General features: G+C 64.0%; 23 protein-coding genes and 1 tRNA gene. 15 read left to right on the top strand and 9 right to left on the bottom strand.

Translation table 11 applies throughout. From position 1 onward, the window contains the following. Window positions 1-306: 306 nt before the first annotated feature. From rpmB to rpsN, 3 genes are read left to right on the top strand one after another with little or no spacing between them, the layout of a single operon-like run. Window positions 307-543, top strand: coding sequence for a 50S ribosomal protein L28 (gene rpmB, locus ACWICV_RS07145; protein ID WP_013349911.1), 237 nt, complete (start codon window positions 307-309; stop codon window positions 541-543). A gap of 2 nt (window positions 544-545) precedes the next feature. After that, complete coding sequence (gene rpmG, locus ACWICV_RS07140; RefSeq protein WP_013349910.1) at window positions 546-716, top strand: 50S ribosomal protein L33; 171 nt, start codon at window positions 546-548, stop codon at window positions 714-716. A 3-nt stretch (window positions 717-719) separates the two neighbouring features. Next, window positions 720-1,025, top strand: coding sequence for a 30S ribosomal protein S14 (gene rpsN, locus ACWICV_RS07135; RefSeq protein ID WP_013349909.1), 306 nt, complete (start codon window positions 720-722; stop codon window positions 1,023-1,025). Window positions 1,026-1,085: 60 nt separating this feature from the next. On the opposite strand, the gene ACWICV_RS07130 is transcribed toward rpsN, so the two are convergent. Beyond that, the gene (locus ACWICV_RS07130; protein ID WP_166650710.1) at window positions 1,086-1,667 is read right to left on the bottom strand and encodes a DnaJ family domain-containing protein; all 582 of its coding nucleotides are present in this window, start codon (window positions 1,665-1,667) and stop codon (window positions 1,086-1,088) included. Window positions 1,668-1,886: 219 nt separating this feature from the next. Here ACWICV_RS07130 and ACWICV_RS07125 point away from each other — a divergent pair, with 219 nt between their 5' ends. From ACWICV_RS07125 to ACWICV_RS07075, 11 genes are all read left to right on the top strand, one after another. After that, complete coding sequence (locus ACWICV_RS07125; protein WP_365943167.1) at window positions 1,887-2,855, top strand: SDR family NAD(P)-dependent oxidoreductase; 969 nt, start codon at window positions 1,887-1,889, stop codon at window positions 2,853-2,855. A 174-nt stretch (window positions 2,856-3,029) separates the two neighbouring features. Continuing rightward, window positions 3,030-3,314: an HU family DNA-binding protein gene (locus ACWICV_RS07120; protein WP_013349906.1), complete on the top strand. Its 285-nt coding sequence runs from the start codon at window positions 3,030-3,032 to the stop codon at window positions 3,312-3,314. Between the two features lie 275 nt (window positions 3,315-3,589). Further along, a complete protein-coding gene (locus ACWICV_RS07115; RefSeq protein ID WP_013349906.1) occupies window positions 3,590-3,874 on the top strand; it encodes an HU family DNA-binding protein in 285 nt (94 codons plus the stop codon). A gap of 158 nt (window positions 3,875-4,032) precedes the next feature. Beyond that, on the top strand, window positions 4,033-4,641 hold the full coding sequence (locus ACWICV_RS07110; RefSeq protein WP_332730598.1) for a hypothetical protein: 609 nt from the start codon (window positions 4,033-4,035) through the stop codon (window positions 4,639-4,641). Window positions 4,642-4,684: 43 nt separating this feature from the next. Further along, the gene (locus ACWICV_RS07105) at window positions 4,685-5,275 is read left to right on the top strand and encodes a copper resistance CopC family protein (RefSeq protein ID WP_105657035.1); all 591 of its coding nucleotides are present in this window, start codon (window positions 4,685-4,687) and stop codon (window positions 5,273-5,275) included. A gap of 76 nt (window positions 5,276-5,351) precedes the next feature. Continuing rightward, the gene (locus ACWICV_RS07100; RefSeq protein WP_454090574.1) at window positions 5,352-5,888 is read left to right on the top strand and encodes a copper chaperone PCu(A)C; all 537 of its coding nucleotides are present in this window, start codon (window positions 5,352-5,354) and stop codon (window positions 5,886-5,888) included. After that, window positions 5,875-7,023 carry a Dyp-type peroxidase gene (locus ACWICV_RS07095; RefSeq protein WP_454090575.1) on the top strand — a complete coding sequence of 383 codons (1,149 nt, stop codon included), beginning with the start codon at window positions 5,875-5,877 and terminating at the stop codon, window positions 7,021-7,023. The genes ACWICV_RS07100 and ACWICV_RS07095 overlap by 14 nt, the downstream gene beginning before the upstream one ends. A gap of 65 nt (window positions 7,024-7,088) precedes the next feature. After that, window positions 7,089-9,143 carry a cytochrome c oxidase assembly protein gene (locus ACWICV_RS07090; RefSeq protein ID WP_454090576.1) on the top strand — a complete coding sequence of 685 codons (2,055 nt, stop codon included), beginning with the start codon at window positions 7,089-7,091 and terminating at the stop codon, window positions 9,141-9,143. Beyond that, complete coding sequence (locus ACWICV_RS07085) at window positions 9,136-9,900, top strand: hypothetical protein (RefSeq protein ID WP_332498521.1); 765 nt, start codon at window positions 9,136-9,138, stop codon at window positions 9,898-9,900. The genes ACWICV_RS07090 and ACWICV_RS07085 overlap by 8 nt, the downstream gene beginning before the upstream one ends. Before the next feature lie 172 nt (window positions 9,901-10,072). Beyond that, window positions 10,073-11,980, top strand: a complete 1,908-nt coding sequence (locus tag ACWICV_RS07080; RefSeq protein ID WP_332498522.1) for an NHL domain-containing thioredoxin family protein — start codon at window positions 10,073-10,075, stop codon at window positions 11,978-11,980. Window positions 11,981-12,161: 181 nt separating this feature from the next. Continuing rightward, window positions 12,162-13,400, top strand: a complete 1,239-nt coding sequence (locus ACWICV_RS07075) for an MFS transporter (RefSeq protein ID WP_332485896.1) — start codon at window positions 12,162-12,164, stop codon at window positions 13,398-13,400. Here the strand turns inward: ACWICV_RS07075 and ACWICV_RS07070 are convergent. The 8 genes from ACWICV_RS07070 to ACWICV_RS07035 form a co-directional block, all read right to left on the bottom strand. Beyond that, window positions 13,397-14,419 carry a zinc ribbon domain-containing protein gene (locus ACWICV_RS07070; protein WP_365943172.1) on the bottom strand — a complete coding sequence of 341 codons (1,023 nt, stop codon included), beginning with the start codon at window positions 14,417-14,419 and terminating at the stop codon, window positions 13,397-13,399. The genes ACWICV_RS07075 and ACWICV_RS07070 overlap by 4 nt on opposite strands. 66 nt (window positions 14,420-14,485) lie before the next feature. Then, on the bottom strand, window positions 14,486-16,021 hold the full coding sequence (locus tag ACWICV_RS07065; RefSeq protein WP_402473408.1) for a helicase HerA-like domain-containing protein: 1,536 nt from the start codon (window positions 16,019-16,021) through the stop codon (window positions 14,486-14,488). Window positions 16,022-16,039: 18 nt separating this feature from the next. Further along, a complete protein-coding gene (locus ACWICV_RS07060; RefSeq protein ID WP_332498525.1) occupies window positions 16,040-16,807 on the bottom strand; it encodes an amino acid ABC transporter ATP-binding protein in 768 nt (255 codons plus the stop codon). Then, complete coding sequence (locus ACWICV_RS07055; protein ID WP_105657025.1) at window positions 16,794-17,459, bottom strand: amino acid ABC transporter permease; 666 nt, start codon at window positions 17,457-17,459, stop codon at window positions 16,794-16,796. Before ACWICV_RS07055 ends, ACWICV_RS07060 begins: the two co-directional genes overlap by 14 nt. Window positions 17,460-17,532: 73 nt before the next feature. Next, window positions 17,533-18,360, bottom strand: coding sequence for an amino acid ABC transporter substrate-binding protein (locus ACWICV_RS07050; protein ID WP_105657024.1), 828 nt, complete (start codon window positions 18,358-18,360; stop codon window positions 17,533-17,535). Between the two features lie 87 nt (window positions 18,361-18,447). After that, complete coding sequence (locus tag ACWICV_RS07045) at window positions 18,448-19,377, bottom strand: AEC family transporter (protein ID WP_332728374.1); 930 nt, start codon at window positions 19,375-19,377, stop codon at window positions 18,448-18,450. A gap of 69 nt (window positions 19,378-19,446) precedes the next feature. Continuing rightward, window positions 19,447-19,517: transfer RNA gene (locus ACWICV_RS07040), tRNA-Gly, on the bottom strand. Between the two features lie 105 nt (window positions 19,518-19,622). After that, window positions 19,623-20,108 carry an SseB family protein gene (locus ACWICV_RS07035; protein WP_332485899.1) on the bottom strand — a complete coding sequence of 162 codons (486 nt, stop codon included), beginning with the start codon at window positions 20,106-20,108 and terminating at the stop codon, window positions 19,623-19,625. A 111-nt stretch (window positions 20,109-20,219) separates the two neighbouring features. Between ACWICV_RS07035 and ACWICV_RS07030 the strand changes: the two genes are divergently transcribed. Beyond that, window positions 20,220-21,926 carry a fumarate hydratase gene (locus tag ACWICV_RS07030; protein WP_454090577.1) on the top strand — a complete coding sequence of 569 codons (1,707 nt, stop codon included), beginning with the start codon at window positions 20,220-20,222 and terminating at the stop codon, window positions 21,924-21,926. Window positions 21,927-22,301: the final 375 nt, after the last annotated feature.

Genomic DNA, 22,301 nt, shown 5'->3' with positions numbered 1-22,301 from the left:
AGGCGTTAATCGCGTGTGTTGTTATGCCGTCTAACAGCAGAACAACTGCGCGTTGCCCGTAATACCGAATATCGTGGCCGACTGAGTACGGGGAAATTGCTCGACCGGTTGCGAAGTTCACCGACTTACATACTTTAAGGCTCTTCGGTTGGTTCTCACCCAGCCTGGTTACCTTCCTAGTGTGCAGTATTAACGGTGTTTCACTGGTTGGCGGGACTCATAACGCAGAAGCGGTGTCGATATTTTGGTATGGGCACTGTGCGCGAGTACCGCCGAATTTTACTACTAACTAACTGAGGAGTGATCATGGCAGCTGTTTGCCAGGTAACCGGTACTACTCCGGCCTTCGGACATAGCATCTCCCACTCGCACCGTCGCAACAAGCGTCGTTTCGATCCGAACATCCAGAAGAAGACCTACTACGTGCCTTCCCTGCGCCGTAAGGTGACCCTGACCCTGTCGGTCAAGGGCATCAAGGTCATCGATGCTCGCGGTATCGACGCTGTAATTGCTGACCTGATTGCGAAGGGTGTGAAGCTCTAAAAATGGCAAAGAAGGATAAGGACGTACGTCCGATCATCAAGCTGAAGTCCACCGCTGGAACCGGTTTCACTTACGTAACCCGTAAGAACCGTCGTAACAACCCTGACCGCATGGTCATGAAGAAGTACGACCCAGTCGTCCGTAAGCACGTTGAATTCCGAGAGGAGCGCTAAGACATGGCCAAGAAGTCCAAGATCGCAAAGAACGAACAGCGCAAGGTCATTGTCGAGCGTTACGCTGCAAAGCGTCTCGAATTGAAGAAGACCCTGGTTGATCCAAACGCAACCGACGAAGCTCGCGAAGCTGCACGCGTAGGCCTGCAGAAGCTTCCACGCGATGCTTCCCCGATTCGCGTTCGCAACCGCGACGCAATCGACGGTCGCCCACGCGGCACCTTCCAGAAGTTCGGTATCTCCCGTGTTCGCTTCCGCGACATGGCGCACCGTGGTGAGCTTCCGGGCATCACCAAGTCTTCCTGGTAAGACCTGCAAGTCTTTTGACTTAGCAAGCCGCCTTCCCTTTCGGGAAGGCGGCTTCGCCTTTTAACGTCGCCACCACCGGCGTTTCACCGGTGCCTTCTCTGCCACCGGTGCAGGTTCTGCCGCCCGGCGTTCCTGCCAACCAAGCACCTCTGCGGTGGAATCGCGCAAAGCGGTGATCACCGGCGGGCCGCCAAGCAGCTGCCGCCGCGCCTCGATAATGCGGGCATTGAAATCCTCGATATGCTCACGCACGGCCCGCTCAGAGGGCAAGCGGTCCAAGGTCTGCTCCATCTGCTCATCTTCCACGCGCAAAGTCAGCGCTGGTGGGCCCAGCCCGGTAAGCTGCTCTCGGCGCATCATGGACTTCAGCCACCAGTCGGGATCGTCATTGCTGGTGATATGGTCGATCTTCTGGCCCGAGAGGGCAAGATTGTCGAAGTCCCCGCGGGCGAAAGCCTCATCGAGCACGGAGTTGGCCACTTCCCATGCCTCGTCCTCGGCATGCAGCTGCAGCGGCGTCTTCTGCTTCTCGACGGGTGCCATCCCGGTGGCCTGCGCATACTCGTCCACCGGCAACGGCTCGCTGTCTTGCTTCATCTTGTACCGGGCCGCATTCAGTGCGGCATCCTCGCTGTGCTCCATCTTCCAATGATCCCACCGTGTGCCTGAGCCCGGCAACGGCACTGGGACTTTCCGAAGCAATTGATGGGGGAGGTGGGAAGATAAAATCATTCCCTTCGGGTTCGGGCGCTTCGCCAAGGATCCAGTGCCCAGCAAGCGGCTGCGAGGTGGCTGGAGATCGCTATAAGCGGCCATGTCCCACCCGCAATCGAGCATTATCCCTGTAGTAGCGTGTATTCCATGAAGCCAGCGACGCGCTATCCGAGACCCGCAACTGACATCTACGCGAACCGGCAGCGGTGGGCGCCGCTGGGCCAAGGCAAGACCGTTGTGGTGACCGGCGCGAATAGCGGCCTTGGCTTCTTCGCGAGCCTCGGCTTGGCGCGAGCCGGTGCGCAAGTCATCCTGGCCTGCCGCAACCAGAGCCGTGCGGAGCATGCCATGGAGCAGATCCGGCTGCGCGTACCGGCGGCTAGCGTGGAATTCATGCAGTTCGACTCCTCGCGCATGGAATCCGCAATGGGACTGGCAGCTGAACTGCGCAATCGGCCATTGGATGCGCTGATCGCCAATGCCGGGGTCATCCGGGCGCCGCAGAGCCGCGTCGAGGGCCTGCTGGGCCATGAGCTGACCATGAGCACGAATTTCATCGGGCATGCGCGGCTAGTCGGCGAGCTGGCCGAACGCTTCGCCCAGCCGCTGCGGTTCATCGGGCTGGGATCGATGTCCACCCGGATGCTAGCTACCGATCCGCAAAACCTGGCCTTGACCCGCGACTACCATCCATACCGTGCCTATGCGCAGTCCAAGGCGGCAGTGCAAGCCTTCACCTTGGCCCTGGACCACCGGCTGCGCCAGCTGGACCTGCCTGCTCGCGCGCTGGCCATCCACCCGGGGTATTCGCTTTCCGGGCTGACCCCGCAGGTGCCCAACATCAACGAACCGGACTTTGCCAAGCGGCTGATTGGCCAATTGCAGTCCAGTTTCGCGCAGGGCAAACATGAAGGTGCGGTGGGATTGGTCGAAGCGGCATTGGCGCCGGAACTCGAAGACGCGCCCCGAGGCAGCTACTTGGGGCCGAAATACCTCACGAAGGGTCCAACGGCACTGGCCAGCCCGGCGAAAGCGACCCGCGGCAAGGAGCTGCAAAGCAAAGCCTGGGAACTTTTCGTGGAGGCAAACGAAGGCCTCGATCCGTTCGCGCTGTAGGTCCCGGGTGAACTTTCACACCCTTGATTTGGCGAAAATTCAGCAGAATCCGCAAGATGATGCACTTTTTGTCGCTTTCAGCTGGTAAGTTCAACTCTTGATAAGTCCGTGCGACCGTGCGGCGTTCGGGGCCCGGAAGAGGGCTTTGGATCACTAGTCCAGGAGGACCATACATTGGCTATGAACCGTAGCGAACTTGTTGCTGCTGTTGCAGCGAAGACCGAAAACTCCCAGGTTGCCGTTAATGGTGTTCTGGATGCAGTCTTCGAGGTTTTCGTCGACCAGATTTCCAAGGGTGAGAAGGTGTCGATCCCAGGTTGGTTGGCTGTAGAGCGCACCGATCGTGCAGCTCGCACCGGCCGCAACCCACAGACCGGTGAAGCAATCCAGATTCCTGCTGGCCACTCGGTCAAGCTGACCGCTGGGTCGAAGCTGAAGGCTGCTGTAGCCAAGAAGTAAGCTTCCGCTAGAGCTTTGCGCAAGGCCCGCTATCCGTTCCCGGATTGGCGGGCCTTGCGGCGTTAAGGAACGTTGCAAAAGCCTTCATTGAACCCGAAAATGCTGCCGTTGAGCCAAGAAATCTGCAATTAGTTGAAAAAATCCCGGTTTTCCGCCTGTTTTCCGCAGTTCTGGGGCAAAACGTTTGATATGTTCTCACTGGTAAGACCGTGCGACCGTGCGGCGTTCGGGGCCCGGAAGAGGGCTTTGGATCACTAGTCCAGGAGGACCATACATTGGCTATGAACCGTAGCGAACTTGTTGCTGCTGTTGCAGCGAAGACCGAAAACTCCCAGGTTGCCGTTAATGGTGTTCTGGATGCAGTCTTCGAGGTTTTCGTCGACCAGATTTCCAAGGGTGAGAAGGTGTCGATCCCAGGTTGGTTGGCTGTAGAGCGCACCGATCGTGCAGCTCGCACCGGCCGCAACCCACAGACCGGTGAAGCAATCCAGATTCCTGCTGGCCACTCGGTCAAGCTGACCGCTGGGTCGAAGCTGAAGGCTGCTGTAGCCAAGAAGTAAGCTTCCGCTAGAGCTTTGCGCAAGGCCCGACCCGCTCCGGAGAAATCCAGGAGGCAGGGTCGGGCCTTCTGCTTTATCGGAACACCGTTTGAGGCGCTCTTCTACTTCGCGTAGAATCAGCTTCGATCGTAGAACTCCGCGAAGAATGGCTGCCCATCGTGTCACAGAAACCCGCAACCCGCGTTATCCGCGGCTGGTTGGCGGCAAGCGTGTGCACCTGGACAGCCTTTGCCGCGCACGCCCACAGTGCGCCTACAGCGCTATCGGTGGTGGCCATGGTGCTCATTACCTGCGTCTCTGCGGCAATCGGCGTCGTGCTGGTGGGCCGGAAGTTCTCCTTGTGGGCGACCAGCCTGGTCGTGCTGCTCAGCCAGGGGCTCTACCACCTGAGCTTGTCGGTGATGAGCCACCAGGGCGGCGATCTTTCCGGACTGGAACACGCGCACCATGCGGGGCGCAATCCAGCGCTGGCGCAGGACATCACCGCGCAGTACGCCAACGTGCATACCGAATCGATGCTCTACGCCCACGTGCTGGCCGCGATCGCCAGCGTTCTGGTGCTCTACGGCGGTGAACGCCTGCTCAAGGCCTTGGCCGGCTGGCTCACCCTTTCAACGGCCCGGCGGATCCTCTCGCGCATTCGCGTGCAGGTACCTGCTGCCCGGCCGCTTCGTGCCTACTTCCCCTTGCGTTTCCAACTCAAGCTGGCGCAATTGGGAAGACTGCCGGAGCGCCGCGGTCCGCCCTGCTTCATTCTTGCTGCCTGAGTAAAGAATCGAAGCGCCCCGCAAGGGGCTTGGAAGGAACATCATGAGCGTAGTAACCAAGAACATCACCCGGCTGGTCGCAGTACTGGCATTCTCCTTGCTGGCTTTCGCCGGCTCGATCGGTGCCGCCAACGCGCACGACCAGTTGATCGGCTCCACCCCGGAGGCCGGGGCCACCATCCAGGAAGTGCCCGAGGACATCACCCTCGAATTCTCCGGCGTGCTCCAGAGCCTATCCGGCGTGGACTCCACGGTGGTCTCGCTGACCCTCGATGGGGAAAAGATCGACACCGAGGCCAAGACCAAGGGCACCAAGGTCACCGTCACTCCGGCCAAGGAGCTGGGCAACGGCGAGTACCAGCTGGCCTACCGCGTGGTCTCGTCTGACGGCCACCCGATCGAGAACAAGATCGGCTTCAGCGTCGACGCGCCACAGGCCGCCCCCACCCTGGTCAGCTCGAGCGCGCCAGCGGCGCCTAGCGACTCCGCAGGGTCCGCCGACCTTGATCCAGGCGCTAACCCGGTCCAGGACCTGGGCAGCTCGATGAGCCCGGTGGTCTGGGTCATCATCGGCGTGGTCATCCTTGGCGGCGCGCTGGGCGTGCTGGCCAAGTTCATGCGCCAGTCCAAGTAGCCCCCACCCTTCCGGTGCGCCCGAGGCCACCGCTGCCTTTGGCGCGCCTGCACACCGAACCCGAAAGCTTGAGAACATGAATTTCCGCAAAACCACTGCACTGGCCCTGGTCCTTGGACTGCTGCTCACCGGCTGCGCGCAGAGCGCCGACGGGCAGCAGCCCGCACCGGCCGCCGAACAGGAAACCGCCGGGCAAGCCGAAGCGCTGGCCACCAGCGAAACCTGGGCCAAGGCCGCCGAGTCGGGCATGAGCGCGGCCTTCGGCATCCTGCACAATCATTCTGGCACCCCGATTGCGCTGCGCAAGATCAGCAATGCCCAGGGCGATCAGATCCAGATCCACGAAATGCGCGGCACCGGCGACGGGATGACGATGGCGCAGCTCGAAGGGGATCTGGTGATCGAACCCGGCAAGGACGCGGTGCTGGCACCGGGCGGCCACCACCTGATGTTCATGGACCTGCAGGAACCGCTGGTGGCGGCCCAGACGGCGAGGCTGAAGCTGGAATTCGCCGACGGGTCGAGCACCGAGGTGGACTTCCCGATCCGCAACTTCGACGGGGCCAACGAAAGCTACGACGAGCATGCCGGGGATGCGCATGCCGGGCACTAGCGTCAACCGCCGGGTGCTGGTGGGCACCACCGCGGCCGTCGCGCTGGGCGGGATGCTCACCGGGTTCGGCACCGGAAAGCTGAGCGCTCCAGCCCCAGCGGCCACCGCCAACCCGCAGGGGTACCGCCCGTTCTACGGGAAGTACCAGTCGGGGATCCTCGACGGCCAGCAGGCTCACGCGGTCTTCGCCGGGTGGGATCTGCACTGGCGCGAGGGCTCCAAGAAGGAGCAGCTGCGCGCGGTGCTGCAGATGATCACCGATGATGCGGCCCGGCTGGCCAGTGGCCGCGGGGTGCTGGCCGACACCGAACCGGAAATGGCGCAGCCCGGAGGCGAGCTGACGCTGACCGTGGGGCTGGGCCAGAGCCTGCTGGATGTGGCCGGGCGCGGGCAGATCGGCACGCTGCCGCGCTTCGCCGGGGACCAGCTCGATGAGCAGTACGGGCAGTGCGATCTGCTGATCCAGTTCTGCGCGCAGGAGCAGACCGTGCTGCACCATGCGGTGCGGGCGGTGTCCAAGAACCTGCGCGGGCTGGGCGCCAGGCGCTTCGCCCAGACCGGGTTCATCAACCCCGGCGGGCGCGGGTTCCGCAACCTGTTCGGCCAGCTCGACGGGATCAACAACCCCGGCGGAGAACTGCGCGAGAGCGCGGTGTTCGGCCAGCCGGGCTGGATCGAGAACGGGACCACCTTGGCGCTGCGCAGGTTCGAGATGGACCTGGACGGCTGGGACGAGGTGGACGGCGCCGGACGGGACCATGCCCTGGGCCGCCGGCAGTCCGACGGCGCGCCGCTGTCGGGCGCCAGCGTGGATGATCCGGTGGACCTGGCCGCGGCCAATGAGCTGGGGCTGCCGGCGATCGCGGCCAACGCCCACGTGGCGTTGGCCAAGCCGGCCAGCGCGGACGAGACCATGCACCGGCGGGGCTACAACTTCGACGGGGCGGCTTCCGGGTTGCTGTTCGCCAGCTACCAGCGCGACCCGGCCACCAGCTTCATCCCGGTGCAGCACCGGCTGGCGGCCGCAGATGCGCTGAACACCTGGCTGAAGCCGGTGGGATCGGGCCTGTACGCGATCCTTCCCGGGGTGCGCGAAGGCGGCTACCTGGGGGAGGCGTTGCTGGGCCAGGTGTGAGATGCGCCCAAAGCGGGCTGCCGCGCGGTGACCGGCCGGGCGAAAAATGAGATGATGAGAAGGTTATGGATACAGCACAGCGCACGGTTTCAGTCACCCGCTTCATCCTGCCCGGAATCCTCGCTGCGGCGGTGGCCTTCCTGGCGGCGGTGTTGTTCACCGGGATCGCCCGGCCGGCGGATTTGGCCGATCCCGGGGCTTTCGTGCGCTGGTCGCTGCCCATCTCCCGGGCCATCCACCATGCCTCGATGTCGCTGAGCATCGCCGCACTGGTTTTCGGTGCGGCGATCATCCCGCGGTCCGCCAAGGTGACCGGCGATGCCGAAGGCCAGGCCCATCCGGCGTTCGCCCGCACGATGAATATCGCCGCCGGGGCCGCGGTGGTGTGGACCCTGTCCGCGGCCACCGTCATGCTGCTGACCTTCTGGGATTTGGCCGGCATCCCGATGAGCCTGGATCCGCAGTATTCGGCCGCGATCCTGGACTACATCCTGTCGATCACCAGCGGGCGGACCTGGGCCTGGATGGTGGTGATCGCCGCGATCACCAGTTCGCTGGCCCTTGCCGCGCGCTCCAGGACCACGGTGGGGCTCAGCGCATTCTTCTCGCTGTTCGGCATCCTGCCGCTGGCCTTCATCGGCCACGCGGCCGGGGGAGACGACCACTTCGCCGCGGTGAACTCCATCGGCCTGCACCTGCTGGCCGTGGTGCTCTGGTTTGGCGGCATCATGGTGCTGGCCCTGCTCGCTCCGACGCTGGCCGGCGAAGCGCCGGGACGCAAACGCGGGCAGGTGCTGGCCGGGGTGGTGCTCAAGCGCTATTCCGCGCTGGCCACCTTCGCGGTGTTCCTGATGATCGGCTCGGGCCTGGCTTCGGCGGTGATCCGCATTACCGGCTGGGACCAGTGGCTGACCCCGTACGGCATCCTGGTGATCGTGAAGATCCTGATCACCCTGGGGCTGGGCGCACTGGGCCTGTGGCACCGGCGCATGGTGATCCCGCGGCTGCTGGAGGGCAAGTTCACGGCGCTGCGCGCGGCCTGGCAGGTCGTGGCCGGCGAGGTCATCCTGATGGCTGCGGTGATGTCGGTGGCCACCGTGCTGGCGCGCACCGCTCCGCCGACTTCCGATGAGCCTCCGGTGCAAGCGACCCCGGCCCGCCTGCTCACCGGCTACGACCTGCCGCCGGCCCCGGATACCGCCGCGTGGTTCACCACCTGGCGCATGGACTGGATCTGGGTGGCCGTGTGCCTCTTCGGCCTGGCCGTGTACCTGTGGGCCTTCATCAAGCTGGCCCGCCGCGGCGACAAGCCCAGCGTGCTGCGCCTGGCCAGCTGGATCGTGGGCCTTTTCGCGCTGTTCTACGTGACCAGCGGCGCGGTGGCCGTGTACGGCAAGATCCAGTTCTCCACCCACATGGTCGATCACATGTCGCTGACCATGATCGTGCCGATCTTCCTGGTCCTGGGCACCCCGGTCACGCTGCTGCTCAAGGTGCTGGGATCGCGCGTCGACGGCACCCGCGGCCCGCGCGAATGGATCCTCTACCTGGTGCACTCGCGCTACTCGAAGGTCATCACCCACCCGATTTTTGCCGCGGTGAACTTCGCCGGCTCGATCGTCGTCTTCTACTTCACTCCGTTGCTGGAACCGGCCATGCGCTACCACGCGGGCCACGAGCTGATGAACCTGCACTTCCTGCTCACCGGATACCTGTTCGCGCTGTCGCTGGTGGACGCCGACCCGGTCCCCAAGCGCTACCCGTACCCGATGCGCCTGGTGGTGCTGCTGGCCACCGTCGCCTTCCACGCCTTCTTCGGGGTGGCGCTGATGAGCACCGAAACCCTGCTGGCCCCGGATTACTTCGGGAACATGGGCCGCACCTGGGGCGGCACCGCACTGGAGGACCAGGTGGTGGGTGCCGGGGCGATGTGGGCGATCGGCGAAGTGCCGACCCTGGTCCTGGCCATTTTCGTGGTCATCTCGTGGCTGCGCCAGGACAAGAAGGACACCAAGCGCTACGACCGCCAGGCCGAGCGCGACAACGACGCCGAGCTGGCTGCCTACAACGAAATGTTCGCCCGCTTCAAGCAAGCCGACCGAAGGGACCCACGTGCCTAGCACCCAGAAAATCCTCGCCGCCTCCCTGGCGGTGTGCGCGCTGCTGGCCGCAAGCGCCTGCTCCGCGCAATCCGAAATGCCGCAGGACGAAACGCACAAGATCGCCGTGCAGGGCACCGCGACGCCCAGCGCATCGCAAGAGCCGCAAGAGCCTGCCCAGCCGGAAGAAATGACCACCGCGCAGGTGGCCACCACGGCCGGCGCAGTGATGGCCGCCGAGCTCGGCTTCCCCTCCAGCGCCAAGATCCAGGGCGAGGACCTCGAATCCCTGGCCACGCCGCCCACCGATACGCTCAAGGACCTGGTGGTCCTGCCGTCCCAATGCTCGGCTCCGATCGAGGACTTGAACTGGTCGCCGGTGCAGCTGGGCACCGAGGCGGCGCGCACCGACTTCACCAACGAGAACCAGTCGATCACCGGGTCGGTGGAGGTGGCCAAGCTCGGCGACGGGGCGGCGAAGGTGGCGGCGCACAATGCGAACGTGGCCACCATCCTGGAGGAATGCAAGAGCGTGAAGCTCAACGGGCTGGACTACCGCGAGACCCTGGCGTTCTCCGATCCGGGCGTGCAGGATGCGGATTCGGCCCTGTACTACAGCCGTGATGGGCAGTATGCGCAGGATTCGCTGGTGCTGATCAAGAGCACCGGGGAGTATGCGGTGATGGTCTCCTTCCTCTCGGCGACCTCGCTGCAGGATGCCGCCTTCAACCAGGTGGCCACCGGCATCATGGACACCGTGCTCGCGCAGCTGCCCTAGCTCGCCGCCCCGGCAGGGAATAGAAGGCGTGGGCCTGCGGTTACACCAGCAGACCGTGAGCGAGTTTCACACTTTTCTCAATGTTGCTTAACACCGTTAGCCCCAGCGGGCCGCGGTGGCAGATAATTGAGGTTCGAATTGCCGCAGCCGCGGCGACAGCGAAAGGATCACCATGAGCACTTCCGAATCCGTCCGCGCCAATTACAAGGTGCGCGCCAGCGAACTGCTGGGCCGCAACTGGCTGAATACCGGCGGCAAGCAACTGGATCTGGACGCATTGCGCGGCAAGATCGTGCTCCTGGACTTCTGGACCTTCTGCTGCATCAACTGCCTGCACGTGCTCGACGAGCTGCGCCCGCTGGAGGAGCAGTACAAGGACGTGCTGGTCACCGTCGGCGTGCACTCCCCGAAGTTCGAGCACGAAGCGGATCCGGATGCGCTGGCCGCGGCCGTGGAGCGCTATGAAATCCACCACCCGGTGCTCGACGACCCGGAATTGGTCACCTGGCAGGCCTACGGCGCCCGCGCCTGGCCTACCCTGGTGGTATTGGATCCCGAAGGCTACATCGTCGCGCATCTGTCCGGCGAGGGCCACGCCCAGGGCCTGGGCTCGCTGGTCGAGGAACTGGTAGCCGAGCACGAAGCCAAGGGAACGCTGCACCGCGGCAACGGGCCGTACGTGGCACCGGCAGCCCGCGAAGGCGACCTGCGCTTCCCGGGCAAGGCCATCGCCCTGGCCAACGGCAATTTCCTGGTGGGCGATTCGGGCCACCACCGCCTGGTCGAACTGGCCGGCGACCTGTCCACCGTGGTGCGCACCATCGGCGCCGGGGTCAAGGGCTATGCCGACGGGGACGCTGCCACCGCGCAGTTCAACGAACTGCAGGGGCTGGCCGCCTTGCCGGCGGAACTGGCCGCCGAAGTCGGCTACGACGTGATCGTCGCCGACACCGTCAACCACCGCCTGCGCTCGGTGAACCTGGCCACCGGCGCCGTGGGCACCCTGGCCGGCAACGGCGTGCAGCGCCTGCTGGATTCGGAGAACGCCCGCCAAGAAGTCCAGCCCACCGAGCTGGGCACCGATGCGCTGAATATTTCGCTCTCGTCCCCATGGGATGTGCTCTACCACCCATCGGGGCAGGTCATCGTCGCGATGGCCGGAACCCACCAGATCTTCGCCTTCGATCCGCGCACCGGCGCCGTGTCGGTCTTCGCCGGCACCGGGCTGGAAGGCCTAACCGATGGCGCGCCGGATGAGGCCTGGTTCGCCCAGTCCTCGGGCCTGGCGCTGGATGGCGAGAACGTGTGGATCGCCGACTCGGAAACCAGCGCCCTGCGCTGGATCGAGGTTGAAGAAGGCAAGGCCAAGAGCGTGAACACCGCGGTGGGCACCGGCCTGTTCGACTTCGGCTTCCGCGACGGCCAGGCGCAGCAGGCGCGCCTGCAGCACCCGCTGGGCGTGGCCGTGCTGCCGGACCACTCGATTGCGATTGCCGACTCCTACAACGGCGCGGTGCGCCGCTTCGATCCGGCCACCAAGACCGTGTCCACCCTGGCCAAGGGCCTGAAGGAACCGGCCGACGTGCTGGTGGACACCACCGTGGACGGAGATCCGGTGCTGCTGGTCGTGGAGACCAACTCCCACCAGCTGGTGCGCATCCCGATCCCTGCCGAAGCACTGGTGGTCGACCAGGGCGCCAGCCAGACCCAGCGCCCCAAGACCCGGGTGCAGGCCGGCAAGCACGGGATCCTGGTCCGCTTCGCCGCACCCAAGGGGCAGAAGCTCGATGACCGCTGGGGCGATCCGACCCAGCTGAAGATCTCGGCCAGCCCGGAGGAACTGATCCTCGACGGCGCCGGCACCTCGGTGGGCCTGTCCCGCACCCTGGAACTGAACCCGGAGGTGGCCGAGGGCGTGCTGCACATTACCGCCCGCGCGGCGGCCTGCGATGGCGAACCGGGCGGCGAGATTCCCGATCACGCGGCCTGCCACCTGTACCAGCAGGACTGGGGCATCCCGGTGGTGCTGGACGCAGAGGGCGAGGACGAACTGCTCCTTGACCTGCGTGGCGTGAACTAGCCCCGGCCCGAAGCATGCATCAGGCGCACCAAGGATGGTGCGCCTTTTGCGTGCCCGGCGGCGAACGCCCGGGCAGCGCCACAGCAAGAATCTGAGGAAACCTCAGCATTTTCCTGCCCGGGTGGCTAGACTGGAGGGCGGGAGGAGCCGGAGGGATCTGGCGGTAGCTATGGCGTCGAAAATGTTCCGTGCACTGGAAGTACCAAATTACCGGTTGTGGGTGATCGGTGCGCTGGTCTCCAATATCGGAACCTGGATGCAGCGCGTGGCCCAGGACTGGCTGGTGCTCACCGAGCTCACCGACCACGATGCAGTGGCCACCGGCATCACCACCGGCCTGCAGTTCCTGCCCGTGCTGCTGCTGGGCCCCTATGCCGGATTGATCGCCGACCGCTTCGACAAGCGCCGGTTGCTGATCCTCACGCAGAGCTTCATGGGAGTCTGCGCCCTGGTCCTGGGCCTGCTGGTGGTTACCGGCACGGCGCAGCTGTGGCATGTCTACGTGCTGGCCACGATGCTGGGCATCGGCGCCTCCTTCGACGCCCCGGCACGCCAGGCGTTCGTCTCCGAGGTGGTTCCCGGCACCCACCTGGCCAACGCGGTGGCGTTGAACAGCGCCAACTTCAACTTGGCCCGGCTGGCCGGACCCGGCGTGGCCGGTGCGGTCATCGCCCTGGTGGGCACCGGACCGGCGTTCCTGCTCAACGGCACCTCATTCCTCGCGGTGATTTTCTCGCTGGTGTTCATGCGCAAGGACGCACTGAACCCTTCCAAGCCGGTCGCGCGCGCCAAGGGGCAGGTGCGGGAGGGCTTGGCCTACGTGAAGAACCGCAAGGACCTGGTGCTGATCTTCTTCCTGGCCGGCGTGATCGGCACCTTCGGGCTGAACTTCCAGATGACCAACGCGCTGATGGCCACCGAGGTCTACGGGGTAGGAGCAGGGGAGTACGGCATCCTGGGCTCGATCATGGCCGTGGGCACCTTTGGCGGGGCGCTGTTCGCTGCCCGGCGTTCGGCTCCGCGCTGGCGCTTCCTGATCGGCGGCGGCGTGTTCTTCGGCATCGCCGGGATTGCCAGTGCGTGGATGCCCAACTACATCGCATTCGCGCTGGTGCTGATCCCGGTGGGACTGGGGTCGCTGACGTTCTTGAACAGCTGCAACACCATGGTGCAGACCTCGGTGCCCCCGGAGTACCGGGCGCGCGTGCTGGCGCTGTACCTGATGGTGGTGATGGGCGGTACGCCCATCGGCTCGCCGCTGATCGGCTGGTTCGCTGAACTGTTCGGGATCCAGATCGCCGTGACCATTGGCGCCGGGTTGTCGCTGGCCGCCAGCTTGGCAGCGCTGGTGGTCTGGCAGAAGTTCAAGACCAACGCGGTGCCGCTGCGCAGCCAGTTCCGCGAACTGCTCGGACGCTAGCCGGCCACCTGTTCGCCGCCGGCCACCGGAACCACGGAAACTTCGGTGGTGCTGGTGGTCAGCTGCGCGGTGAAGGAGTAGTCATCCTTGACGGTCTTCTTGGCCTTGGCGCCGGTGCGCAGATCCTGCTCAGTCAGGGTCAAGGTGGCGGTGGCCTTCAGCGGGGACAGCACCCAGGCACCGTTGTAGTAGTTCACTTCAATGGTGGGGTACTTCGCGATGGACCAGTCGATGGTTGCCGGGTCCACGCGCGCCGAGGTGCTGTAGGCGAACGGGCATCCGGCAGGCATCAGCACCTGCTCGCTGGCGCACTCGTTGAGGTAGTTCTTCACCTTGGCATTGATGGCAGCGATGAATTCCTTGGTCGGCTCGGTCTTCAGCGCGATCTCCACCGGCTCCTTGGCAGGCTTGGTGACCACCATCCCGCGGGTGTCGGCCGCAAAGTTCTTGGTGCTGAAGCTCGCGTCGAGGATCGAGGGGTAGAACACCGGAAGGGTGCTCACGCCAGCCGATAACGGGATCTTCTGCTCGTTGACCGTGACCTCGTTGACGGTGTTGGCCTTGATCTTCACGCTGGGCAGCGTGCTTGGCTCGAAGGCCCACTTGTCGAACAGCAGCCAGGATTTGCCGGCATGGCGCAGCGTGTAGGTCGATTCCTTGTCCACGCCGTGGGCCTTGTAATGCGCGGTGACGGTGCGCAATTGCTCATCGCCCTCTACCGCCTGGGCCTTGTCGGTGGTGAAATCCGTAATTCCGGCCTGGGTGCGCTTGAGCACGTCCCCGTCCAGGGCAACAGCATCGCCCTGCGGGACCTGGGCCTGCATCAGGCCCAGGGCTTCGGCGCCTTCGCCCCTGGCCAGATGCTGCTGCAGTGCCTGCACCTGGTGCTGGGGGGAGAAGAGCGTACGGTTGGCGGCGATCGTTCCGGCAATGACCAGAACGACGACAGCCGCTGCAGCCAATGCCCAGCGAAGAGCCAGGCGGGCAGCGGAGATCGGCGTGGAATTACGAGTGTTCATCAGTAGCTAGGCTATCTGGTTTCCGGGCCCAGACCGAAAACGGCGTGCTGGAAGAGCCAGGTATTACTAACGGCGGCGCTTGCGGTTGCCGAAGAAGCCGCGGATCAGCTCGCGGCCAAGCACCTTGGCGGCCCCCATGGCCATGTCCATCATCGGGTTCCCTTCTTGGCGCGGTTGGCTCTGGCGTGGGGCGCTTTCCCGTCGTGGCTCCTTCGCCGGCTCGGGAGCAGTCGCTGGCGCCGGCGCCGCGGCCCGGGTTTTGGCCTCGAGCATTTCGCGGGCAGAATCACGATCCACTGCGGCGCTGTACTGCGCAGCCAGCGTCGAAGTGCCACGGACCTGGGCCATCACCTCAGGTGAGGCCGGGCCGATGTTGGACCCCGGCGAGGACATCTTGGTCCACGCTACCGGGGTCGGTGCACCTTGCTCGCCCAGCACGGTGACCACAGCCTCGCCGACACCGGCCTGGGTCAGCGCCTCCTGCAGGTCCAGCTCACCGGTTGGGAAGGTCTTGATGATCTGCTTGAGCGCGCCCTGGTCCTTGGCGGTGAACACGCGCACCGCATGCTGGATGCGGTTACCCAGCTGGCCGAGCACCTCATCGGGCAGGTCGGTCGGGGACTGGGTGATGAAGAACAGGCCCACGCCCTTGGAGCGGATCAGGCGCACGGTGTTGATGATCGCATCGGTGAACGCCTTGGTAGCATCCTTGAAGAGCAGGTGGGCCTCGTCGAGGAAGAACACCAGCTTGGGCTTCTCCAGGTCCCCGGCTTCTGGCAGGTCCTCGAACATGTCGGCCAGGAGCCACATGAGGAACGTGGAGAAAAGCATTGGCTGGGAGCTGACCGAGGGCAGTTCCAGGATGTTGATGACGCCCGCGCCGTCGCGCACCTGCAAGAAGTCCGCGGTATCGAACTCCGGCTGCCCGAAGAACTGGTCCAGTCCCTGGGTCTGCATGATCGTGATGCCGCGCAGGATCACCGATGCGGTGGATGAGGAGACGCCGCCCAGGGCGGCCAGCGCCGGGGCGCCGTCGTCGCTGAGCAGGAAGCTGATGACAGCTTTCAGGTCGCTGAGGTCATCCAGCGGCAGCTTATTGGAATCGGCGTAATGGAAGATCAGCTGCAGGCATTCTTCCTGGGTTTCGTTCAGTTCCAGGACACGGGCCAGCAAAATCGGGCCGAAGGCGTCCACGCTGGCGCGTACCGGGACGCCCTGCCCATTGCCACCCAGGCTGAGGAACTCGACCGGGTTGGTGCGCGCAACGAATTCGTGGCCGAGCTCGGCCAGTCGGGCACTGAGCTTCTCCGACGGTTCGGCAGGCTGCGCCAGGCCGCTCAGATCGCCTTTGACATCGGCGAGGAAAACCGGAACCCCGGCCACGGAGAGCTGTTCTGCCATGGTCTGCAAGGTGACGGTCTTGCCGGTGCCGGTGGCACCAGCGATCAGGCCGTGGCGGTTGAGCATTTTCAACGGCAGGCGGACCTGCGCGGTTGGCTCGGCTTTGCCGCCGATCAGTGCAGCCCCGAGCTCCAAGCAATCGGATTCGAAGTTGTAGCCCTCAACGAGGCTGGTCAGCAAAGTATTCGTTTCCTGGGTCATGGCTTCACTCTATTGCTTTTAGAACGGGTGCAACAGACGCTGGACGAAAGTTTGGGTGCGGGGGTTGGCAGGCGTGCCGAGCACCTGGGCCGCCGGACCGGTCTCCACGACCACCCCGCCATCCATGAACACCACGGTGTCGGCCACATCCCGGGCGAAGGCCAGCTCGTGGGTCACCAGCACCATGGACCAGCCCTCCTGGGCCAATTCCTTGATGACCGTGAGCACCTCGCCGACCAGCTCCGGATCCAGTGCGCTGGTGGGTTCGTCGAAGAGCAGCAGATCCGGCTGCTGCATCAGCGCGCGGACAATGCCCACGCGCTGCTGCTGGCCGCCGGACAGGGAGTTCGGGTAGGCGTCGGCCTTGGCTTCAAGGCCCACGCGGGCCAGCAGCTTCTTCGCCTGCGCCAGGACCTGGTCCTTGGGACGCTTTTGCACCTCGATCGGCCCGATGCTCACGTTCTGCAGCACCGTCAGATGGGGGAACAGGTGATGTCCCTGGAACACCATCGCCGAACGCTTGCGCAGGATCTGTGCGGCCTTGGGTTTCATCCCGGCGCTGAAGGAAACTTCCGGCCCGCCGGCGAATCCGACGGTGCCGGCATCGGCGATTTCCAGGCCGTTCAGGCAACGCAGGGCGGTGGTCTTGCCAGAGCCCGACGGGCCAATCAGTGCCAGCACTTCACCGGAATGCACGGTGAAGTCGATGCCTTCGAGCACCTGGTTCTCGCCGAAGGCCTTATGCAGGGCGGTGACGGAGAGCAGGGCGGAATTACTTGGCGACATACTTTTCAAGCCTTCCTTCAACAGAGTTTTGCAGGGCCGAAAGTACCAGGCAGATGACCCAGTAGATGGCTGCGGCCTCGCAATAGAGCAGCAGGAACTCGTAGGTGGAGGCCGTGATTTCCTGGGCCTTGCGGAACATTTCGGTGACCAGGATGGTGGAGGCCAGCGAGGTGTCCTTGACCAGGGAAATGAAGGAGTTCGACAGCGGCGGCACAGCCACCCGGGTGGCCTGCGGCAAGATCAGCCGGTACAGGGTGCGCGTGCGCGACATGCCCAGGGTGTAGCCGGCTTCCCATTGGCCCTGGGGGACCGAGAGGATCGCGGCACGAATGATTTCAGCGGCGTAACCGCCGATGTTCAGGCTGAAGGCGATGATGGCACTAGGCCACGGGTCGATGGTCAGGCCCACCGAAGGCATGCCGTAGAAGATGACGAACAGCTGCACCAGCAGCGGCGTGCCGCGAATGATGGAGATGTAGATCCGGGCAATCGAGGAGATGACCCGGTTCTTGCTGATCCGCATCAGCGCCATCAGCAAGGCGATGACCAGGCCCAAGGCCATGCTGATCAGGGCCAGCGGAATGGTTGCCGTGATCGCCCCGAGGGCTAACGGCCCGAGCGAGTCGAGGAATAACTGCCATTTCGAATCCATGGGCTACCTTTTGCGCAAATGAGACTGGCTCCACGCGTTCTTACGTGTGGAGCCAGTCTACTTATAGTGTTTGCTACTTGCTGACGTCTTCGCCGAAGTACTTCTCGGAGATCTTTGCCAGTTCCCCCTCGGCGCGCAGCTCCTCGAGCGCGGTGTCAATGGCCTGGGCCAGTTCAGTGGAATCCTTGCGCAGGGCTACAGCGGATTCGCTCTTCTCCTCGGATTCGGCAGCGATCTTGATGCTGTCATCCGGGTTGGTCTTCTGCGCATCCAGGAACGTCAGCTTGTCGTTCACGGTGGCATCGACACGGCCCTGCTTGAGCAGGGTGATCGACTGGGCCCAGCCTTCCACCGGCTCGACGTTCGCGCCGGCGGCCTTGGCGGTCTCGTAGAAGTTGCTGGTCAGCGACTGCGCGGTGGTCTTGCCTTCCAACGTCTCGAAGGAGGTGATCTCGCTGTTATCGCTCTTGGTCACCACCACGCCGGTGGAGACGGTGTAAGGCTCGGTGAACAGGTACTTCTCTTCGCGTTCCGGGTTGATCGAGACCTGGTTGGCGATGGCATCAAAACGCCCGGCATCCAGTCCGGCGAAGATCGCGTCCCACTGGGTTTCCTGGAACTTGACCTCGACGCCCATCTTCTCGCCGACGGCTTCGATGACCTCGACGTCGTAGCCGGTCAGCTCGTTGCCCTCGTGGTAGGAGAACGGGCGGTAGGTGCCTTCGGTGCCCACGGTCAGCACGCCCGAATCCTGGACCTTCTTCAAGGTGGCTCCGGTGTCCGCCGAGGACTTGGCGCCACCGGATTCGCTTGCGGAGGTCGATGGGCCTGCCGAGCCGCAGGCGCTCAGTGACAGGGCGATAATTGCGGCAGTAGCCAGCAGTGGTGCAGTGCGCTTCATGGTGACCTCGCTAGGGGAGTGGATAAAAGCTGTTGTCCTACTGAACACTCTAGTGATGATCGCTTATTCCTGCAGGTGGAAGTTACGCTAAATTCCGAGGACGATCGCCAGCAGCATCATCAGCGGGATCGCGCAGATGGTGGTGACCAGGACCGTGTCCTTCGCGATTACCACCCCGTGGTCATAGCGCATGGCCGTCACGAAAATGTTCTGCGCAGTTGGCAGGCCGGCCATGATGACCGACGCCACCAGCAGCTCGCCACGCAGATTGAATACCCAGTAGGCCAGTGCCCAGGCCAGGAACGGGTGGAGCAGCAGCTTGGCTCCGGCGGCGATCAGCACATCGGCGCGGCGGCCCGACTTCTTTTCCAGCGGCTTGGAACCCACCAAGGAGATGCCGAAAGCCATAAGCATGGCGGGAATCGAGGCGCCGGCAATCAGGTCGATCGGTTCGAGCACGATGGAGGGCAATTCGATGCCGGTCAGCGCGACGGCCAAGCCGAGCAGCGACCCGATGATCATCGGGTTCTTCGCGGTGGCCAGCAGCAAAGCGATCGGGGTGGTGCGGTGCCGCGAGGTGGTGGCATCCAGCATCGCCAGATTGATCGGCTGGTAGAGGGCTAGCTGGAAGAGGATGATCGGGGCCGCGTAGGACATGTCGCCGAGCACGTACAACGCGATGGGCAGGCCCAAGTTGGCGGAGTTCACCGTGGAGGCGGACATTGCCGCGATGATGTTTTCCGAGGCCGGGCGCTTGAGCATCCGGGCCGTTGCCAGGTAGTAGAGCACCGCGGTCAGCGCCGCGGACAGGGCGGCAACCCAGAGCAGCGGCCCGAGCACGGAAACCGGATCGGACTCGGCCAGGGTGGTGAACAGCAGGGCGGGGCTGGCCACGAAGAAGGTGACCCGGCTGAGCACGTGGCGGCCTTGCTCGCCCAGCACCCCGGTGCGGCCCACCAAGTAGCCGACGAGAATGACAACCCAAATGATGGAGAAGCCTTCGAGGACTCCGGTCATCGTGCTCCTTCGCTGGCTATCAGCAGACCAACAACGCCGGAGCACCATTGGTGCCCCGGCGTTCGCTTGAGCGGGCGACGGGAATCGAACCCGCGTATCGAGCTTGGGAAGCTAGCGCTCTACCATTGAGCTACGCCCGCAGTGCACCGAGCGGCCTATTGACGGCCCGGGCATCAAAAGCATATCCCACGAATCCCGCGCACCGGAAAACGGCACGGAAAATCGTGGCCAAAGTTACGCAATGCCTATTCGGAGGGCTTCTCGTTGAGCAGCTGCTCGCGCAGGATCGCCACCCCATCGGCCGGGACCTCGAAGCTGAGCTCGTCGCCGGGGTTCACCACGAAGCCGGTATTGTCCAATGCGCGCACCACGGTGGCGCCCTGGACCTTCACGCCGTAGGGCGCCATGTCGATGTACGAGGAGGGGATGCGCTCCAAGGTGGTGAAGACCGCAACCACGGCCTCGCCGGAAGGGTTGGTCAGCATCATCGGCTGGGCATTCTTGTTCTCGCCGGTGACCTCGTCACGGGAGAGGAAATACACCTCGGCGCTCATGAAAGCGCCGATGACCGAGCCGGACAGCTCAGGTTTATTGAGCCCGGCCTGCAGCATCATTTCGAAATGCGTCTTGGGCTGTGCCCGCTGCTTGTCCATTGGCGTTTCGATGATCGCATCCGGGACCTGGTCTGGTTCTTGGCCTTCAGCGGCGGCGGAGGTGTTCTCGTTGCTCATGTACTACAGCATGTCGCGATAAACCCCCAGGTGCAAACGCCGAATGCGGTTAATTCGGGGTAAAGGCCTAAAATGGCAGATGAGCACACACGATTGAATCAAGGACTGAGCATGCCTGAATTCCGTTACGAGGATCTTCTGCCAATTGGCGAAGATACCACCCCGTACCGCAAGATTTCCTCCGAAGGTGTCGAAGTTGTCGCCGGCCCGGATGGAAAGAACTTCCTGAAGGTCGCGCCGCAGGCACTGGAGCAGCTGGCCGAGACCGCGCTGCACGACATCTCGCACTACCTTCGCCCGGCCCACCTGCAGCAGCTGCGCAATATCCTCGACGACGAGGATGCCAGCCCGAACGACAAGTTCGTCGCCCTGGACCTGCTGAAGAACGCCAACATCGCCGCCGGCGGCATCCTGCCGATGTGCCAGGACACCGGTACCGCGATCGTCATGGGCAAGCGCGGCCAGCGCGTGCTGACCGAAGAGCAGGACGAGATCTCGCTCTCGCGCGGCATCTACAACGCCTACACCCGCCTGAACCTGCGCTACTCGCAGCTGGCTCCGATCACCACCTGGGAAGAGAAGGCCACCGGCAACAACCTCCCGGCGCAGATCGACCTCTACGCGAACACCAAGGACGGCGCTGACACCAGCTACAAGTTCCTGTTCATGGCCAAGGGCGGCGGATCGGCCAACAAGTCCTTCCTGTACCAGGAGACCAAGGCGATCCTCAACGAGAACTCGATGCTGAAGTTCCTCGATGAGAAGCTGCGCTCGCTGGGCACCGCCGCGTGCCCTCCGTACCACCTGTCCATCGTCATCGGCGGCACCTCGGCCGAGATGGCGTTGAAGACCGCGAAGTACGGTTCGGCCAAGTACCTGGATTCGCTGCCGACCGAAGGCGCGATGACCGGCCGCGGCTTCCGCGACACCGAGCTGGAAGACAAGGTCCTTGAGCTGACCCGCCACTTCGGCATTGGCGCGCAGTTCGGCGGCAAGTACTTCTGCCACGATGTGCGCGTGGTGCGCCTGCCTCGCCACGGCGCCTCGCTGCCGGTGGCCATCGCAGTATCCTGCTCGGCTGACCGCCAGATGCTGGCCAAGGTTACCGAAGAGGGACTGTTCGTCGAGCAGCTGGAAACCGATCCAGCCCGCTTTATGCCGGCGGAGGGCCACCCGGCCCTGGCCGCGCACGACGACGAGACCGATGGCGTCACCGGCACCGGTGGCTCTTCGGTGGTCAAGATCGACCTGAACAAGCCGATGAGCGAAATCCTGGCCGAACTGACCAAGTTCCCGGTCAAGACCCGCTTGTCGCTGTCCGGTCCATTGGTTGTGGCCCGCGATATCGCACACGCCAAGGTCAAGGAACGCTTGGACGCTGGCGAGGAAATGCCGCAGTACCTCAAGGACCACCCGGTCTACTACGCAGGTCCTGCCAAGACCCCTGAAGGCATGCCTTCGGGTTCCTTCGGCCCGACCACCGCAGGCCGCATGGACTCCTACGTGGACCAGTTCCAGGCTGCCGGCGGCTCGATGGTCATGCTGGCCAAGGGCAACCGCTCCAAGCAGGTCACCGACGCATGCAACACCCACGGCGGCTTCTACCTTGGTTCCATCGGCGGCCCGGCGGCACGCCTGGCCCAGGATTGCATCAAGAAGGTCGAGGTGCTCGAATACGAGGAACTGGGCATGGAAGCGATCTGGAAGATCGAGGTCGAGGACTTCCCGGCCTTCATCGTTGTCGATGACAAGGGCGAGGACTTCTTCGCCGAGACCTTGAAGCCGACCTTCACCGGCATTCCGGTGCGCGCGAAGTAATTCTCCAGCGCTCTGGGCAGGAACCACCTGCCATGAACTGCTCCCCAAAATTTGGACTGTAGAAGCCAGCAACTTTTGGGGAGCATTTTCATGCCACCTGGCGCCACGCAACCTGGAAAACCGTTCCCGGGATTGCTCGCGGTGCGGAGGGCAGATTCCAGGATGCTCCCGCAAAAGGGAAGCCCCTTGCGCGAAGCGCAGAGGGGCAGGGTGCTGACGAGGCTACTTCGCGTGAACTTGCTGCTTCGCGTCCCGGGCACTAGTTAATATTGGACGCTAGTGCTGGATACCCCGCTGCACCATGATTCGGGCGTTGCCCAACGCCCAGCGGATTGCGGGCGGAGCCGCGAAATGGCGACTCGCAGCGGCAATGTA

The sequence above is a fragment of the Glutamicibacter sp. NPDC055354 genome, assembly GCF_053644955.1.
The sequence above is the reverse complement of the archived record's forward strand: the minus strand, read 5'-3'. Positions and strand labels throughout refer to the sequence as shown.

Coding starts and splice junctions, on each gene's coding strand:
- rpmB (WP_013349911.1), top strand. CDS start 307: ATGGCAGCTGTTTGCCAGGTAACCGGTACTACTCCGGCCTTCGGACAT.
- rpmG (WP_013349910.1), top strand. CDS start 546: ATGGCAAAGAAGGATAAGGACGTACGTCCGATCATCAAGCTGAAGTCC.
- rpsN (WP_013349909.1), top strand. CDS start 720: ATGGCCAAGAAGTCCAAGATCGCAAAGAACGAACAGCGCAAGGTCATT.
- ACWICV_RS07130 (WP_166650710.1), bottom strand. CDS start 1,667: ATGGAGCACAGCGAGGATGCCGCACTGAATGCGGCCCGGTACAAGATG.
- ACWICV_RS07125 (WP_365943167.1), top strand. CDS start 1,887: ATGAAGCCAGCGACGCGCTATCCGAGACCCGCAACTGACATCTACGCG.
- ACWICV_RS07105 (WP_105657035.1), top strand. CDS start 4,685: ATGAGCGTAGTAACCAAGAACATCACCCGGCTGGTCGCAGTACTGGCA.
- ACWICV_RS07100 (WP_454090574.1), top strand. CDS start 5,352: ATGAATTTCCGCAAAACCACTGCACTGGCCCTGGTCCTTGGACTGCTG.
- ACWICV_RS07095 (WP_454090575.1), top strand. CDS start 5,875: ATGCCGGGCACTAGCGTCAACCGCCGGGTGCTGGTGGGCACCACCGCG.
- ACWICV_RS07090 (WP_454090576.1), top strand. CDS start 7,089: ATGGATACAGCACAGCGCACGGTTTCAGTCACCCGCTTCATCCTGCCC.
- ACWICV_RS07080 (WP_332498522.1), top strand. CDS start 10,073: ATGAGCACTTCCGAATCCGTCCGCGCCAATTACAAGGTGCGCGCCAGC.
- ACWICV_RS07075 (WP_332485896.1), top strand. CDS start 12,162: ATGTTCCGTGCACTGGAAGTACCAAATTACCGGTTGTGGGTGATCGGT.
- ACWICV_RS07070 (WP_365943172.1), bottom strand. CDS start 14,419: ATGAACACTCGTAATTCCACGCCGATCTCCGCTGCCCGCCTGGCTCTT.
- ACWICV_RS07065 (WP_402473408.1), bottom strand. CDS start 16,021: ATGACCCAGGAAACGAATACTTTGCTGACCAGCCTCGTTGAGGGCTAC.
- ACWICV_RS07060 (WP_332498525.1), bottom strand. CDS start 16,807: ATGTCGCCAAGTAATTCCGCCCTGCTCTCCGTCACCGCCCTGCATAAG.
- ACWICV_RS07055 (WP_105657025.1), bottom strand. CDS start 17,459: ATGGATTCGAAATGGCAGTTATTCCTCGACTCGCTCGGGCCGTTAGCC.
- ACWICV_RS07050 (WP_105657024.1), bottom strand. CDS start 18,360: ATGAAGCGCACTGCACCACTGCTGGCTACTGCCGCAATTATCGCCCTG.
- ACWICV_RS07045 (WP_332728374.1), bottom strand. CDS start 19,377: ATGACCGGAGTCCTCGAAGGCTTCTCCATCATTTGGGTTGTCATTCTC.
- ACWICV_RS07035 (WP_332485899.1), bottom strand. CDS start 20,108: ATGAGCAACGAGAACACCTCCGCCGCCGCTGAAGGCCAAGAACCAGAC.
- ACWICV_RS07030 (WP_454090577.1), top strand. CDS start 20,220: ATGCCTGAATTCCGTTACGAGGATCTTCTGCCAATTGGCGAAGATACC.